We start from the raw sequence: 13,710 nt of genomic DNA on the forward strand, positions 1-13,710 counted from the left end.
TCAGCCCGTTTCGTCGGCGTCAGTGAGCCGCGCGGCCATATCCATGAAATTGCGGGCGGCCGCGCGCTCGGCGGGGTCCTTGAAGGCCACGTCCAGGTCCGGCGCGCCACCGAGCATGTGCATCAGCGCCCATAGGCCGAAGCGCCGGCCCGGATCCTTCTCCAGCCCGAAATCGACGCGCATCCGCTCGATTCCGGCGCCCATCGCCTCGGGAGGCACCTCTTCCAGTTCGGTCTTGCCGAAATAGCGCAGCATCAGGTCATGAAAATCCATGGCCGCCAGCATAAGGCAGGCACGGCCCGGACGCAGCCGAAATCGACGGCGCTCACCGCCGGATCGTCACGCTCCAGGCGTAGCCGCGATACAGGGCACGGCAGGACAGGTCCGCGCCATAGGTCGCGGCAAGGCCGTGGGCCACGGCGAAGAGCGGCTCGCGCGGCGTGACGTGAAAGCGATCGAGCCAGCCCCGCAACGCCGCCCGGAACCAGGCGGGCAACCGCTCCTGCTGGCCGAAATCGACGATATGGAGCGACCCGCCCGGTTCGACGACCGAGAGCGCCTGCGCCAGCGCGGCCTCCCATTGCGGGATCATCGAGAGGCTGTAGCTGATATAGACCCGGTCAAAGCCCGGCTCGCCGAACAAGGCCTGCGGGTCGAACCGGGCGGCATCGGCGCGCTCCAGCAGCGTGCGCGAGTGCGCCCCCGCATGCGCAATATTGCGCTGCGCGGACTTGAGCATTTCCGCCGAGATATCGAGCCCGAAGAGCCGCGCCTGCGGATAATGCCGGGCGACCAGCGCGAGATTGCGCCCGGTGCCCACACCGATCTCCAGCACCGATCCGCCAGCGGGCACGGCCAGATCGCGGATTAGCCGATCCCGCCCCAGCAGATAATATTTGCGGGTGATGTCGTAGACATGCCGCTGCAGCGCATATTGCGCATCCATCGCGCCGGCATGGCGCTCGCTTGCCGCGCCGATGCGGTCCATGTGCGACACAGCCTAGCCCTTCAAACTGTAGAGATGCACGCCGCCATAAATGGACGAGCGGTCGGCGCGGGTGAAGCGCAGCGAGTCTTCGCCATGATAATGCCATCGCTCCAGAATCTGATCAGGCACGCGCCCCGGCAGCAGGCTTGGCTCGGCCGCCGTGCGGAAGAGCACCCGCGCACCGGGGCGGGCTGTGCGGGTGATCTCGTACCAGAGCGCAATCAACTGCGCGTCGTTCATCCAGTCCTGCGCATCCAGCAGCACATAACGATCCACGCTGGCATCCGGCTGCTGGGCGAGCCAGTCAGTCATATTGGCGTGACGGATATCGACCCGGTCGGCGCGCGCCTTCACCGCCTCATAATGATCCTGCTGGAGATAGGGCGGCAGCGGCGCATCCGCATGGCGGCCATAGCCGCGCCCGAAGGCCTGCCAGGCGAAATAATTGGCCTTGAGATCATAGTCGCAGGCGAGCCGCTCAAGCCGCTTGCGCAGCACGGCGGCCATTTTCTCATCGCCGGCAAGCGCATCATATTGCGCCGGAGGAATGCCGAGGCCGAAGAGCGAGGCGGGCTGGTCGGTCAGCCAGCGGATGAATTTGCGCTCGAAGATCGGCGCCAGTCGCGCCTCGAAGATGCGGCGCTGCTCATCCATGTCCCGGGCGGCCAGCAGTTCGCGCGGATCAATGCGGTACAGCCGCGCCACCAGATGCGCCGCACCGATGAAGCCGCCGAGCAGCCCGCGCTTGTATGCGCCGGAGCGGAACATGCCGATGCGGCGGCGCCCCACCAGATCGCGCCCTTCCCAATAGCGGCGCGCGGTCTCGTCCAGATGCGGGCGGATATAGGCCTTATAGGCCCGAAGATTCTCCGCGCTGTCGGCCTCGGCAAAGAAGCGGTGAAAGCTCGCATAATCGGGCAATTGCTGCGCCGCGACCTGCTTCAGCCGATTGAGCGCAATATGCGCCGTGTTGAGATCGACCGCCGTGATGCGCGCAGGATCGGCGGTCAGATAGGAGAGCACATTGCAGCCGCCGCTGGCGATGGTCACGACATGGCTCTCCGGCGTGATCGCCAGCGCCGCCATGTCCACCACCGGGTCTTCCCAGATCTGCGCATAGACCAGGCCCCGAAACGCGAAGGCGAAGGCGCGTTCGAGAAGGCCTTCGCGCGTGGTCGCCTCATGATTGATGACGGCGCGATCGATGACATGCGGCATGAACGGCTCCCCTGTTGGTCCACCTGACGCCCCGCTAGGCGCCATGCATGTCAGGCCCGTGACCGCGCGATGGCAGATTGGTGACGAGGCTGCGTGCAATGGTCTTGGCTCTGGCGGAGCGCTCACGCTAGGATCGGGCATGGCAGGGTCATCACCCCATCTCGATCAGATCTGGTACGCGCTGGAATGGCTCATCCGCCTCGGCGCGCTTGCCGTCGTGCCCTTGCGGCGGACACCTGCGGCGGCGCGGGCGTGGCTGCTGCTGATCTTCTTCCTGCCGGTGCCCGGCCTGCTCTTGTTTCTCGCCATCGGCAGTCCGCGCTTCCCGGCGTGGCGGCGCGAGCGGTTCGGCGCCTTGCAGCCCTTCTTCGCCGCGACCGCGCAAGCGCAGCAGCGGCATCAGCCCGCGCTTGCCGATGCGGAGCCCATCGCGGCGCTCGCACGCACTTTGGGCCATATGCCCGCCACTGACGGCAATGCCATCACGCTTATCGACGCTTATGATGCGGTGGTGGACCGGCTCGTCGCGGATATCGATGCCGCCGAACAGTCCGTCCACCTGCTCGTCTACATCTTCGCCGACGATGCCGTGGGCCAGCGCGTGGCCGCCGCGCTCGGCCGGGCCGTCCAGCGCGGTCTGGACGTGCGGGTGCTGTTCGATCCGGTCGGCTCGCGCCCATGGCGGCGCGGGACGCAGGCGCTGCTACGCGCCAAGGGGGTGCGCGTGTGCGAAACGCTGCCGTTGCGGTTGATCCGGGCGCGAACCCGGCGCGATATGCGCAATCATCGCAAGCTCTTCGTGATCGACGACAGGATCGGCTATGCCGGCTCCCAGAACATCGTCGCGCGCGATTTCCGGCCCGGCGTGGTCAATCGCGAACTGGTCGCGCGGGTGACGGGGCCAGTCGTCGCCAGCATGGCGGCGCTGGTGCGTGCCGACTGGTCGCTGGAGTCTGGCGATCCGCCCGGCGCCTCCCCTGCCCCGACGGACACCGCCGGGACCGCATGCCTGCAATTGCTGCCGAGCGGCGCGGATTATCCGCTCGCCGGGTTCGAGACGCTGCTGGTCTGGCAATTGCATCAGGCGCGCCAGCACGTCGTCATGGTCAGCCCTTATTTCGTGCCGGGCGAGGACGTGCTCGGCGCCATGGGCGCAGCGGTGGCGCGCGGGGTCAAGGTCGACCTCATTCTCTCGCGCGTGGCGGATCAGCCGCTCGTTCGCCTCTCGCAAAGCTCCTTCTATCAGGAGCTGCTGGACGCCGGCGTCTCGATCCACCTGTTCCCCAACGAACTGCTCCACGCCAAGACGCTCAGCATCGATGACCAGCTGGCCGTGGTGGGATCGAGCAATGTCGACCTGCGCTCGTTCCAGCTCAACCAAGAGGCGAGCCTGCTGATCTATGACGCCACCTCGATTGCGCAGGTGCTGGCAATTCATGACGGCTATCTCGCCGCCTCCACGACGCTGACGCCGGCAGCATGGCGCGCGCGCTCGCGCACCCGGCGGCTCGCCGAGAACATCGCCCGGCTGGTGGATTCGCTGCTGTGAGCCTCAGCCCGCCCGGTCGGCGAGCTCCAGCAGGCGGGTGAACGTCTCCCGGTCGACATTGCCGCCCGAGAGGGTAACGAGCGTCGCATCGGTCACCAGCACCTTGCCCGCGAGCACGGCAGCCAGCGCCGCAGCGCCGCCGGGCTCAACGACCAGATGGAGCTTCTCGAAGACCACCCGCATGGCCTGCGCGACCTCCATCGGCGTCACGGCGGCACCGCCGCTGGCCCGGCCTTGCAACACCGCGAAATTGATCGGGAAGGTGCGCGGCGTCTGGAGCGCGTCGCAATCGGTAGGTAAGGCCAGGTCGTCCACCGACTGGATGCTGCCGACGGCGAGCGAGCGAAGCAGATCGTCATAGCCTTCCGGCTCGGCGAGATAGAGCTCCGCATCCGGGCAGGCCAGCGCGAGACCGGCAGAGAGGCCCCCGCCCCCGCAGCAGGCAACGATGCGATCGGGTCCGCGCCCGAGTTGCGACTTCATTTGCGCCGTCGCTTCAATCCCGAGCGTGCCCTGCCCCTCGATGATCCACGGATCGCCATAGGCATGAACGAGGGTCGCGCCGGTCGTCGCGACCAGATCGGCAGCGATGCTGTCGCGATCCTCGCTCGCGCGATCATAGAGATGGACCTTGGCGCCCAGCGCCAGGGTCGCCGCCAGCTTGGCGCGGGGCGCATTGCTCGGCATCACGATGGTCGCGGCGATGCCGAGCCGCCGGGCGGCCCAAGCCACGCCCTGCGCGTGATTGCCGCTGGAGACGCCGACCACCCCGCGCGCCCGCTGCTCCGCCGTCAGATCGCTGAGCCGATGCCAGGCGCCCCGGATCTTGAAGGCACCGATGGGCTGGAGCATGTCCGCCTTGCACCAGATCGTCCGCCCCTGGACCTCCAGAGGCAAAAGCGGCGTGGGCGGCAGCAGCGCGGCAATCTTGTCCGCCGCGCGCAACACGCCTTCGCGGCTCGGCGCACGAAGCGGATCGAGCAATTCTTGTTCTGTCACAGAGCCCCCCTATATGCAGGCGCTTGTCGATTCGACTTCATGGAGACTAACAGATGAGCAAGGTGCTGGTCATCGGCGCAGGTGGCGTCGGATCGGTCGCGGTCCACAAGATGGCGATGAATGTGGACATCTTCAGCGACATTCACCTCGCCAGCCGCACGGTCTCCAAATGCGATGCGATTGCCGCCTCCGTGAAAGAGCGCACGGGCGTTGCCATCAGCACCTATGCGCTGGACGCCGACGACGTGGCCGCAACGACCGCGCTCATCAAGCAGATCGGCCCCAAGCTGGTCGTAAACCTGGCCCTGCCCTATCAGGATCTCGCGATCATGGATGCCTGCCTTGCTGCGGGCGTCAATTATATGGACACGGCGAATTACGAGCCGCGCGATGAGGCGCATTTCGAATATAGCTGGCAGTGGGCCTATCAGGACCGGTTCAAGGATGCCGGCCTCATGGCGCTGCTCGGCTCTGGCTTCGATCCCGGCGTCACCAGCGTCTTCGCGAGCTGGCTCAAGAAGCATCATTTCGAGCGGATCGACACGCTCGATATTCTGGACTGCAATGGGGGCGATCATGGCCAGCACTTCGCCACCAACTTCAATCCCGAGATCAACATTCGTGAAGTGACCGCGCCCGCACGGCACTGGGAGAATGGTGCGTGGGTCACGACCCCCGCCCTCTCCTACAAGCAGAGCTTCGACTTCGAGCAGGTCGGGCCCAAGAACATGTACCTCATGTATCATGAGGAGCTGGAGAGCCTTGCCAAGCATCTGCCCGAGATCAAGCGCATCCGCTTCTGGATGACCTTCGGCGATGCTTATCTCAAGCATCTCGAAGTGCTGCAGAATGTTGGCATGACGCGGATCGACCCGGTGATCTACAATGGCGTGGAGATCATCCCGCTGCAGTTCCTCAAGGCCGTGCTGCCCGAGCCCGCCAGCCTTGGCCCGACGACCAAGGGCAAGACCAACATTGGCGATATTGCCACCGGCCTTGGCAAGGACGGCAAGGACAAGACCCTCTACGTCTACAACATCTGCGACCATGAGGATGCCTATGCCGAGACCGGCAACCAGGCGGTGAGCTACACCACGGGCGTGCCGGCGATGATCGGGGCGGCGCTGATGCTGCAGGGCCTGTGGTCCGGCGCTGGTGTGTTCAACATCGAGCAGCTCGATCCCGACCCGTTCATGGACATGCTGAACAAGCATGGCCTGCCGTGGCAGGTGAAGGAACTCGACGGACCGCTGCCTTTCTGATGGGCGCCCTGCGCATCCGCATCGGGCTGGCGAGCGCCGTCCTGACGCTCGCTCTGGGAGGCTGCGCGCCGCAGATCGGCCTGGTCGATGGCGTGCCGTCTTCCGAGCTGAACAGTTGCGCGCGCCAGGGCGGCTCGCTGCAGGCACGGGGACGCGCGCAGACAGTCATGTGCGTCGTGCCCTATGCCGATGCGGGTAAGAGCTGCGCCTCGAAGAAGGACTGTCAGGGCCGCTGTCTCGCCCAGCCCGGCAAGAACGGCGCGCTGCCGCTCGATGAGCAGAAGGCGCCCGGCCGCTGCCAGGCCGACAACAAATTATTCGGATGCTTTGCCGAACTCGATGGCGGCAAGGTCGTTCGGTCTATGTGCATCGACTGATCGGTGCATCGATGAAGGCGCGGCGGTTGCAGCCGCGCCATGACATGATTTGAGCGGAGCTGACCCCATGGAAACCCGAGCCGGCGACCCCGGCGCCTTTGCGCGCTTCGACCTCAATCGCGTGCCCTCGCCCGCCTTTGTGGTCGATGCCGCCGCCATCCGCCGCAACCTGACGATCCTCAAGGACGTGCGGGACCGGGGTGGCATCAAGATGCTGGCCGCGCTCAAGGCCTTCTCGATGTGGTCGCTCGGGCCGACTGTTTCGGCCTATCTCGACGGCATCTGCGCCTCCGGCCTCTACGAGGCCCGACTGGGCCGCGAAGAATATACCGGGCTGGATGAGAAGGGCGAGGTCGCGACCTATTGCGCTGGCTACAAGGCGGCGGACCTGCCCGAGATCTGCGTGCTTTCTGACCATATCATCTTCAATTCGCCCGGCCAGCACGCGCGCTTCCGGCCCATTCTCGACGCGCAGCGCGCGCAGGGCATGAGCTTTGACGTGGGGCTGCGGATCAATCCGCTCCATGCCGAGGGCGAGGTGGCGAAATATGATCCCTGCCAGCCCAACAGCCGGCTCGGCTTCCCCATCGACCAGCTACTCCCTGAGCATCTTGAGGGCGTGGACGGCATTCATTTCCATACGCTGTGCGAGCAGGATTTCGTGCCGCTTGGCCGGACATGGGCCTCGGTCGAGCCTAGCCTCAAGCGCTTCTTTCCTCAGCTCAAATGGCTGAACTTCGGTGGTGGCCATCATATCACCCGCGCCGACTATCAGCGCGATGAGTTGGTCGCCTTCCTCCAGCAGGTCCGCCGTGAGACCGGGCTCGACGTGTATCTGGAGCCGGGCGAGGCCGTAGCGCTGGATGCGGGCATCCTCGTGGGCGAGATTCTCGACGTGATCGACAACGGCATGCCGGTGGCCATCGTGGATATTTCCGCCACCTGCCACATGCCGGACGTGATCGAGGCGCCCTATCGCCCCGCCATGCTCGGCGAGCAACCCGGTGGCGATCTGGTGCGGCTGGGTGGCCCCTCCTGCCTCGCAGGGGACATCATCGGCGACTATGGCCTGCCCGTCCCCGCCGAGCCGGGCCGTCGCATCGCCTTCCTCGATCAGGCGCATTATTCGATGGTGAAGACCAACACCTTCAACGGCGTGCCGCTGCCCTTCATCTGGCTGTGGGACAGCGAGACGGACGAACTGCAAGAAATCCGCCAGTTCAGCTATGAGGACTTCAAGGGCCGGCTGAGCTGACATGGAAATGACATAAAACTGTCACAATAAGCCCTTGAATTCCCTCGCCTCATTCGAACTGGATAACCAAAAGTTTACCGTCCGGCTTCTAGAGGCGTGGCATGATGCATGCGGCCTCTTTCCAGATCGACGGACAGGATGACGAGGACGCTGTCGCCCGGCTGCGGATGCCGGGCAGCGAACAGATCAAGGCGCGGCAAGGCGCCTCGTCCATGGAGATTGTCGCGCTGTTTCGCCAGCACATGGGCTTGCGGCTTCTCCCGCTGGTCGATCAGGCGGATCGCCCAATTGGCGCCATCTATGAGGAGGATGTCCGCAATATTCTCTTCAACCCCTATGGCTATGCCCTGCTGAGCAATCCCGGCATCACCATCGCCTTTGGCGAGCGGATGCAGCACTGCCCGGTGGTCGAGATGGACAAAGGCCTTGCCGGCCTCCTCGCCGTTCATGCGCGCGACGGTGGCAAGGAAGCGATTATCGTGACGCGCGGGGGCCGCTATGCCGGCTTCGTCCCGAATGCCGCCATTCTCGGGGCGATCAACGCCCAGGAGGTGCGGCAGCGCCGCGCCCGCGACGCCGAACTGGCACGACTGCGCGCGGTGAGTACGGCCTTCGAGCAGGACATCCAGAGCCTCTCTACGGCGCTTGGCGATATGGCTTCGCTGCTGCAGGATACGGCCACCGGCACCGCCACCCGCAGCCAGGACAATACCGACCACGCCTTGCACGTGCTCACCGCCGCCGGCCAGACCGGCGCGATGATGGACGAGGTGGCGCGCTCCAGCGCCGCATTGGTGCAATCGCTCGGGCGGCTCGACCGGGAAACGGAGCAGGCGCGGGCTGTCGCCGCCGAAGCCGTTTCCCGAGTGGACGCCAGCGCCGCGCAAGCGCAGGCGCTCGATCAGGCCACGCAATCCATCGAAACGATCACCGTCACGATCGAAACGCTGGCCCGATCGGTCAAGCTGCTCGCGCTCAACGCCTCGATCGAAGCGGCGCGGGCTGGAGAAGCCGGGCGCGGCTTTGCCGTCGTCGCCAATGAAGTGCGCGCCCTTGCCCAGAAGACGGGCGCCGCTGCGCAGGATATTCGCACCCATGCGCTGACGGTTCGAGGCACGGTCGCGGCGGTGACCGGGGCACAAGCGGGCCTCGAGCGCGTCATCGCCAGCGTCAAGCAGATCGCAGATGGCGTCACCGGGACGGTCAGCGCGCAGCGAGCCCTCTCCCTCCATCTCGCCGCCGGCACCGAACAGGCGGCCTCGGCCAGCAAGGACATCGAGGCGCATATCGTGCGCATCTCCGGCAATGCGCGATCCGCTGCTGAAGGCGCGCAGGATCTGGCACGGACGGCTCATGATCTGAGCGACTCATCGAGCAGCCTCTCGCGGCGGGTGGAGCGGTTCCTGAGCGACATCGCGATGGGCGACGGCGCCGCTGATTGAAGCGCATTCGCGCGCGGATTCGACTCGCCGCAACCGCGCGACCAGATCCGGCGGGTTTGCGACACGTCCGATCCTGCACCGAAATTGCGCCATCGCTGCAGCGCGATTACGAAAAAGCCAGACTTTCCGGCACTTTCCAGCGCCGCAGCGCGTGACTCAATTTTGCCCCCCGATCTTTACAGGGGGGTCCGCAGGTCATATATGCGCACCCCTGCTGCCCCATGGGACTTCCACCGCAAGGCAGCTCTTTTCGACTGTAATCCACTGGAGGTCCCTTGAGTTGTACAAGCATCATAGCGCGCTGGGGGTAGCTCTCTCCCTCAAACCGGCAGCACCGGTAACGCTTATTCGCCCGCAGGCAGCTGCCCGCGCCGCTCGATACTTCTCGACGAAGTTCCCGGGGCGCTCGCTCTATGCCGTCAAGGCCAATCCCTCGCCCGCGTTGCTGGAAACGCTGTGGGCAGCTGGAATCACGCATTTCGATGTCGCGTCCATTGCCGAGGTTCGGCTGGTCGCGCGGACGCTGCCGCAGGCCAAGCTCTGCTTCATGCATCCGGTGAAAGCCGAGGAAGCCATTCGCGAGGCCTATTTCAAGCATGGCGTGCGGACCTTCTCGCTGGATTCGCTCGAGGAGCTGGAGAAGATCGTGCGGGCCACCCGTGGCGCGCCGGACCTTGAGCTGTGCGTGCGCCTGCGCGTCTCCTCCGAGCACAGCAAGCTGAGCCTTGCTTCCAAGTTCGGTTGCGATCTCGCCGATGCGCGCGAGCTGCTGCAGGCCACCCGTCAGGCTGCGGATGCGCTCGGCATCTGTTTCCACGTCGGCAGCCAGGCGATGTCGCCCCACGCCTATGTGCAGGCTATCGAGCGCGTGCGCGCCGCGATTGTCGATGCATCGGTGACGGTGGACATCGTGGATGTGGGTGGCGGTTTCCCCTCCACCTATCCCGGCATGGAGCCGCCGCCGCTCGGCCATTATTTCTCGGCCATTCACCGCGCCTTCGAGAGCCTGCCGATTTCCTATTCGGCGGAACTGTGGTGCGAGCCGGGCCGGGCATTGTGCGCAGAATATAGCTCGCTGCTCGTGCGCGTGGAAAAGCGCCGCGGTAATGAGCTGTTCATCAACGACGGCGCCTATGGCGCACTGTTCGATGCAGCACATCTCGGCTGGCGCTTTCCGGTGCAGTTGCTGCGCGCGGAGGCCAATGAGGCGGATCAGGAAGCTTTCAGCTTCTATGGCCCGACCTGCGACGACATGGACCATATGGCCGGCCCGTTCATGCTCCCTGCGGACGTGCGGGCGGGCGACTATATCGAGATCGGGATGCTCGGCGCCTATGGCAATGCCATGCGCACCGACTTCAACGGCTTCGGCGCGGAGAGCGTCGCACAGGTCGCCGACGAGCCGATGGCGAGCCTCTACCGTGAGGAAGAGCCCGTCCCGCAGCAGTCCAACGTGGTGCAACTGCGCCGCTAAAGCGGATTGCCAAGCATAAAAGAATGAGACAGCCTCCCCGGACAAGTTTCGGGGAGGCTTTTTCATGTCGGTCAATCTGCTGCTGCCGGTGTTTGCGCTGGTGCTCTGGTCCATCGTGATGCTCATCTGGATGGTCGCACTGCGGCTACCGGCGCTGAGCAAGCTCAAAATCTCGCCGGAGCAGGCACGCGGCGGACGCGGGCAGGATCTCGACCGGATGCTCCCGCGCGAGATCAACTGGCCCGCGCACAATTATGCGCATCTGATGGAGCAGCCGACGATCTTCTACGCGACGGCGATCGGCCTGGCGCTACTCGGCCAGGGCACGACGGCCAACATCGCCCTCGCCTGGGCCTATGTGGGCATCCGCATCGTCCACAGCGTGTGGCAAGCGAAGGTGAACACCATTCCGGTGCGCGCCAGCCTGTTTTTCCTCTCGTCGATCCTGCTGGCGGTGCTGGCCGTCAACGGCCTGCTCGCCGCGCTACGGCTCAGCGCCTGAAGGTCGCGACCAGCTCGACATGGGTCGACCAGCGGAACTGGCCGACGGGCTTCACCCGCTCGATGCGGTAGCCTGCCTCGGCCAACATCACCGCATCCCGCGCGAAGCTGGCCGGATTGCAGGAGACATAGACGATCAGCGGCACCTGTGAGGCCGCGATCTGCGCCACCTGCTCGCGCGCGCCGGCGCGGGGCGGATCGAGCACGACGGCATCGAAGCGGTTGAGTTCCGCTGGCGTAAGCGGACGGCGGAACAGGTCGCGATGCTCCGGGAAGATGCGGCCGGGCAGGCGATTGCCACCGGCGCGCAGGGCCATCACCAGATCGCGGGCGGCCTCCGCCGCATAGACCTTGCGCCCCGGCACATCATTGGCGACGGACAGGGCGAAGGTGCCGAGCCCCGCGAACAGGTCAGCCACCATGGCTGCGCCCCCCAATGCCTGACGCACCTCGGCGACCAGAGCCGCCTCCCCGTCCTCCGTCGCCTGCAGGAAGGCGCGTGGCGGGTAGCCAGTGAGGACATCGGCGAAGCGCACCGTCACCGGCTCCGGCTCCCAGATGGTCATGGGGGCATCATCATCGATCAGGATGAGCCGGGCGAGTTGGTTCTCACGGGCAAAGTCGAGCAGCGCCTCGGTTTGGGCAAGGCCATCGACCCGCAGGCCTGAAAGGACGACATCCACGCCCTGATCGACCAACGTCAGATCCGCCTCGCCTGGCTGGCGATCCGGCAGCATCGTCGCAAAGAGCGCACGCAACGGCGCGACGAGCGCGAAAAGGCGCGGGTCCAGTACCGGGCATTCGCGCAGATCGATAAGCTTATGACTGCCCTGCTCCGAGAAGCCGAACTGGATGCGCTTGCCGAGCCGCAGCGCGCGCAGGCCGGCTCGACGACGGCTATGTGGCGGCGAGACATAAGGCGCGGCGACCTCCTGCGCGCTCAGTCCCTGCCCGGCCAGCGCGCCGGCCACGCGATCGCGCACATAGTCGGTGAAGGCCTCATCCGATAAATGCTGGAGCTGGCAGCCCCCGCATTGCGGGAAATGGCGGCATGGCGGCGTGACGTGATGCGGCCCGGCCTCGATGCTGCCATCGGTGCGTAGACGGTCGCCCGGCGCGCTCAGCGCCACATGGCGGCCATCCGCCGTCACGCCATCGCCTCGCGCGGCAATGCGGACGATAAGATCGGGATCGGGGCTGGTCATGAGGCACTCGCAAGGGCAGCAGGAAGGCAACCGACGAGATCGTCGGCAATGAAGGCCGCGCCGGCACGGCGGCCAGCCTCGCCATGCAGCCAGACGGCCTCACAGGCAGCGGTGAAGGCATCGCCCGTAACCGCCAGACGGCCCGCGCACAAGCCGGCCAGCACATCGCCCGTGCCGGCGGTGGAGAGCCATGACGAAGCCGGCGGGGCGACGACGCAGCGTCCATCGGGCGCGGCGATCACGCTGTCCGCGCCTTTGTGGACGACGACGGCCCCGATATCGGCCGCCGCCGCGCGAGTGCGATCGATCTTGTTGCCTGGTCGTGCGCCGAAAAGCTGGCGGAACTCGCCTTCATGCGGAGTGACGACGGCAGGAGGTGGCGCTTCCGGGGGACCGCGCGTGCCCATCAGCCACAAGGCATCTGCATCGGCGACGGTCGGAACGCCTCCATTCAAGGCTATGAGGAGCGTGCGCCAGGCCGCATCATCGCGCCCGAGGCCAGGGCCGACAAGCAGCGCCTTGGCCCGATCCACCTCGAAATGCTCGCTGCACACAATGGCGTGGCTGTGAGAGCCGGCCGGCGCGGCCTGCCCGATCAGCCGTACATAGCCGGACCCACTGTGCGCCGCCGCCTCCGCCGCCAGCGCGGCCGCGCCCGGCATCGCACCGGCCACGACGCAGACCAGACCGCGCAGATATTTGTGGGCATCACGGGCCGGGGGACGGATCGATGGCGGTTGAAGAACCCACGCAGCATCCGCCGGCACGTCGATGCCGATATCGACCATCCAGTGCTGCTGCGCAAAGCCAAGCGCCGGCATCAGCATATGCGCGGGCTTCCAGGCGCCGAGCGAGAGGCAATGGGTGAAGACCGGCACTGGGGAGAGCGCGAGCGCGGCATCGCTCTCCACGCCGCTCGGGACGTCGATGGCGTAGCTCAGTTGCGCGGCCTCCACCAGGGCGCCAAGCCGGGCCGCCAGTTCCGGCGACAGGCCGCGCGTGAGGCCGATGCCGAACAGCGCATCCACCAACTGCGTCGCCGGTTCGGCAAGCATGATATCCTCGACCGGGCCGCCCCAATCGGCGCGCGCCTTGCGGCTGCTGCCCGTGCCGCTCTCGCCCAACGCCGCCACGCGGACGGGCACGCCCAGATCGCGCAGGGTACGGGCGATGACGAAGCCGTCCCCGCCATTGTTGCCGGGGCCGCAGAGCACCAGCACATCGCGCATCGCGCCCGCGCGGAAGATCACCTCCGCCGCGCCCTCGCCGGCCGTGCACATCAGGGCGTAGGGATCGATGCCGGCATCGAACAGCGCCTGCTCGGCGGCGCGCATCTGGGCGACGGTAAGGATGGGCGCGGCGGTCATTGGCGGCTGCACCGCGAAGAGCGTAGGTTTCCTGATCCACCACTGTGCTCCTGCGAAGGCAGGAGCCTAGGGC

13 protein-coding genes are annotated in these 13,710 nt (G+C 66.2%); 7 read left to right on the plus strand and 6 right to left on the minus strand.

The window, feature by feature from the left end:
• From M2334_RS10075 to M2334_RS10085, 3 genes are read right to left on the minus strand one after another with little or no spacing between them, the layout of a single operon-like run.
• Entirely contained in the window at positions 1 to 273 is a 273-nt protein-coding gene (locus tag M2334_RS10075) for a hypothetical protein (protein WP_264580013.1), read from the minus strand.
• A 52-nt stretch (positions 274 to 325) separates the two neighbouring features.
• Complete coding sequence (locus tag M2334_RS10080) at positions 326 to 988, minus strand: class I SAM-dependent methyltransferase (protein WP_413716144.1); 663 nt, start codon at positions 986 to 988, stop codon at positions 326 to 328.
• A 12-nt stretch (positions 989 to 1,000) separates the two neighbouring features.
• Positions 1,001 to 2,206: a DUF3419 family protein gene (locus M2334_RS10085; RefSeq protein ID WP_264594667.1), complete on the minus strand. Its 1,206-nt coding sequence runs from the start codon at positions 2,204 to 2,206 to the stop codon at positions 1,001 to 1,003.
• A 139-nt stretch (positions 2,207 to 2,345) separates the two neighbouring features.
• On the opposite strand from M2334_RS10085, the gene cls reads away from it, so the two are divergent.
• The gene (gene cls, locus M2334_RS10090; protein ID WP_264594668.1) at positions 2,346 to 3,755 is read left to right on the plus strand and encodes a cardiolipin synthase; all 1,410 of its coding nucleotides are present in this window, start codon (positions 2,346 to 2,348) and stop codon (positions 3,753 to 3,755) included.
• 3 nt (positions 3,756 to 3,758) lie between these two features.
• Here cls and M2334_RS10095 read toward each other — a convergent pair whose 3' ends face one another.
• Complete coding sequence (locus tag M2334_RS10095) at positions 3,759 to 4,754, minus strand: threonine/serine dehydratase (RefSeq protein ID WP_264594669.1); 996 nt, start codon at positions 4,752 to 4,754, stop codon at positions 3,759 to 3,761.
• A gap of 53 nt (positions 4,755 to 4,807) precedes the next feature.
• Between M2334_RS10095 and M2334_RS10100 the strand changes: the two genes are divergently transcribed.
• The 6 genes from M2334_RS10100 to M2334_RS10125 all read left to right on the plus strand — a co-directional run bounded on the left by M2334_RS10100 (position 4,808) and on the right by M2334_RS10125 (position 11,066).
• Positions 4,808 to 6,016: a saccharopine dehydrogenase family protein gene (locus M2334_RS10100; protein ID WP_264578684.1), complete on the plus strand. Its 1,209-nt coding sequence runs from the start codon at positions 4,808 to 4,810 to the stop codon at positions 6,014 to 6,016.
• A complete protein-coding gene (locus tag M2334_RS10105) occupies positions 6,016 to 6,393 on the plus strand; it encodes a hypothetical protein (protein ID WP_264594670.1) in 378 nt (125 codons plus the stop codon). Before M2334_RS10100 ends, M2334_RS10105 begins: the two co-directional genes overlap by 1 nt.
• A 67-nt stretch (positions 6,394 to 6,460) precedes the next feature.
• The gene (locus M2334_RS10110; RefSeq protein WP_264594671.1) at positions 6,461 to 7,648 is read left to right on the plus strand and encodes a carboxynorspermidine decarboxylase; all 1,188 of its coding nucleotides are present in this window, start codon (positions 6,461 to 6,463) and stop codon (positions 7,646 to 7,648) included.
• A gap of 101 nt (positions 7,649 to 7,749) precedes the next feature.
• A complete protein-coding gene (locus tag M2334_RS10115; protein ID WP_264605332.1) occupies positions 7,750 to 9,090 on the plus strand; it encodes a methyl-accepting chemotaxis protein in 1,341 nt (446 codons plus the stop codon).
• Positions 9,091 to 9,370: 280 nt separating this feature from the next.
• Positions 9,371 to 10,564, plus strand: coding sequence for a type III PLP-dependent enzyme (locus M2334_RS10120; RefSeq protein ID WP_264578680.1), 1,194 nt, complete (start codon positions 9,371 to 9,373; stop codon positions 10,562 to 10,564).
• A 64-nt stretch (positions 10,565 to 10,628) separates the two neighbouring features.
• Complete coding sequence (locus M2334_RS10125; RefSeq protein WP_264570055.1) at positions 10,629 to 11,066, plus strand: MAPEG family protein; 438 nt, start codon at positions 10,629 to 10,631, stop codon at positions 11,064 to 11,066.
• Here the strand turns inward: M2334_RS10125 and M2334_RS10130 are convergent.
• Complete coding sequence (locus M2334_RS10130) at positions 11,056 to 12,270, minus strand: class I SAM-dependent RNA methyltransferase (protein ID WP_264605333.1); 1,215 nt, start codon at positions 12,268 to 12,270, stop codon at positions 11,056 to 11,058. The two genes, M2334_RS10125 and M2334_RS10130, sit on opposite strands and share 11 nt — an antisense overlap.
• Positions 12,267 to 13,637 (minus strand): NAD(P)H-hydrate dehydratase, encoded by a 1,371-nt coding sequence (locus tag M2334_RS10135; RefSeq protein ID WP_264605334.1) that lies wholly within the window; start codon positions 13,635 to 13,637, stop codon positions 12,267 to 12,269. The genes M2334_RS10130 and M2334_RS10135 overlap by 4 nt, the downstream gene beginning before the upstream one ends.
• Positions 13,638 to 13,710: the final 73 nt, after the last annotated feature.

The sequence above is a fragment of the Sphingobium sp. B11D3D genome (assembly GCF_025961755.1).
Taxonomy (GTDB): domain Bacteria; phylum Pseudomonadota; class Alphaproteobacteria; order Sphingomonadales; family Sphingomonadaceae; genus Sphingobium.

Bases quoted from the DNA above. Each gene is read 5' to 3' on its own strand.
- M2334_RS10125 (WP_264570055.1), top strand. From the start codon at position 10,629: ATGTCGGTCAATCTGCTGCTGCCGGTGTTTGCGCTGGTGCTCTGGTCC.
- M2334_RS10075 (WP_264580013.1), bottom strand. From the start codon at position 273: ATGGATTTTCATGACCTGATGCTGCGCTATTTCGGCAAGACCGAACTG.
- M2334_RS10135 (WP_264605334.1), bottom strand. From the start codon at position 13,637: ATGACCGCCGCGCCCATCCTTACCGTCGCCCAGATGCGCGCCGCCGAG.
- M2334_RS10085 (WP_264594667.1), bottom strand. From the start codon at position 2,206: ATGCCGCATGTCATCGATCGCGCCGTCATCAATCATGAGGCGACCACG.
- M2334_RS10105 (WP_264594670.1), top strand. From the start codon at position 6,016: ATGGGCGCCCTGCGCATCCGCATCGGGCTGGCGAGCGCCGTCCTGACG.
- M2334_RS10100 (WP_264578684.1), top strand. From the start codon at position 4,808: ATGAGCAAGGTGCTGGTCATCGGCGCAGGTGGCGTCGGATCGGTCGCG.
- M2334_RS10130 (WP_264605333.1), bottom strand. From the start codon at position 12,270: ATGACCAGCCCCGATCCCGATCTTATCGTCCGCATTGCCGCGCGAGGC.
- M2334_RS10115 (WP_264605332.1), top strand. From the start codon at position 7,750: ATGATGCATGCGGCCTCTTTCCAGATCGACGGACAGGATGACGAGGAC.
- M2334_RS10110 (WP_264594671.1), top strand. From the start codon at position 6,461: ATGGAAACCCGAGCCGGCGACCCCGGCGCCTTTGCGCGCTTCGACCTC.
- M2334_RS10080 (WP_413716144.1), bottom strand. From the start codon at position 988: ATGGACCGCATCGGCGCGGCAAGCGAGCGCCATGCCGGCGCGATGGAT.
- cls (WP_264594668.1), top strand. From the start codon at position 2,346: ATGGCAGGGTCATCACCCCATCTCGATCAGATCTGGTACGCGCTGGAA.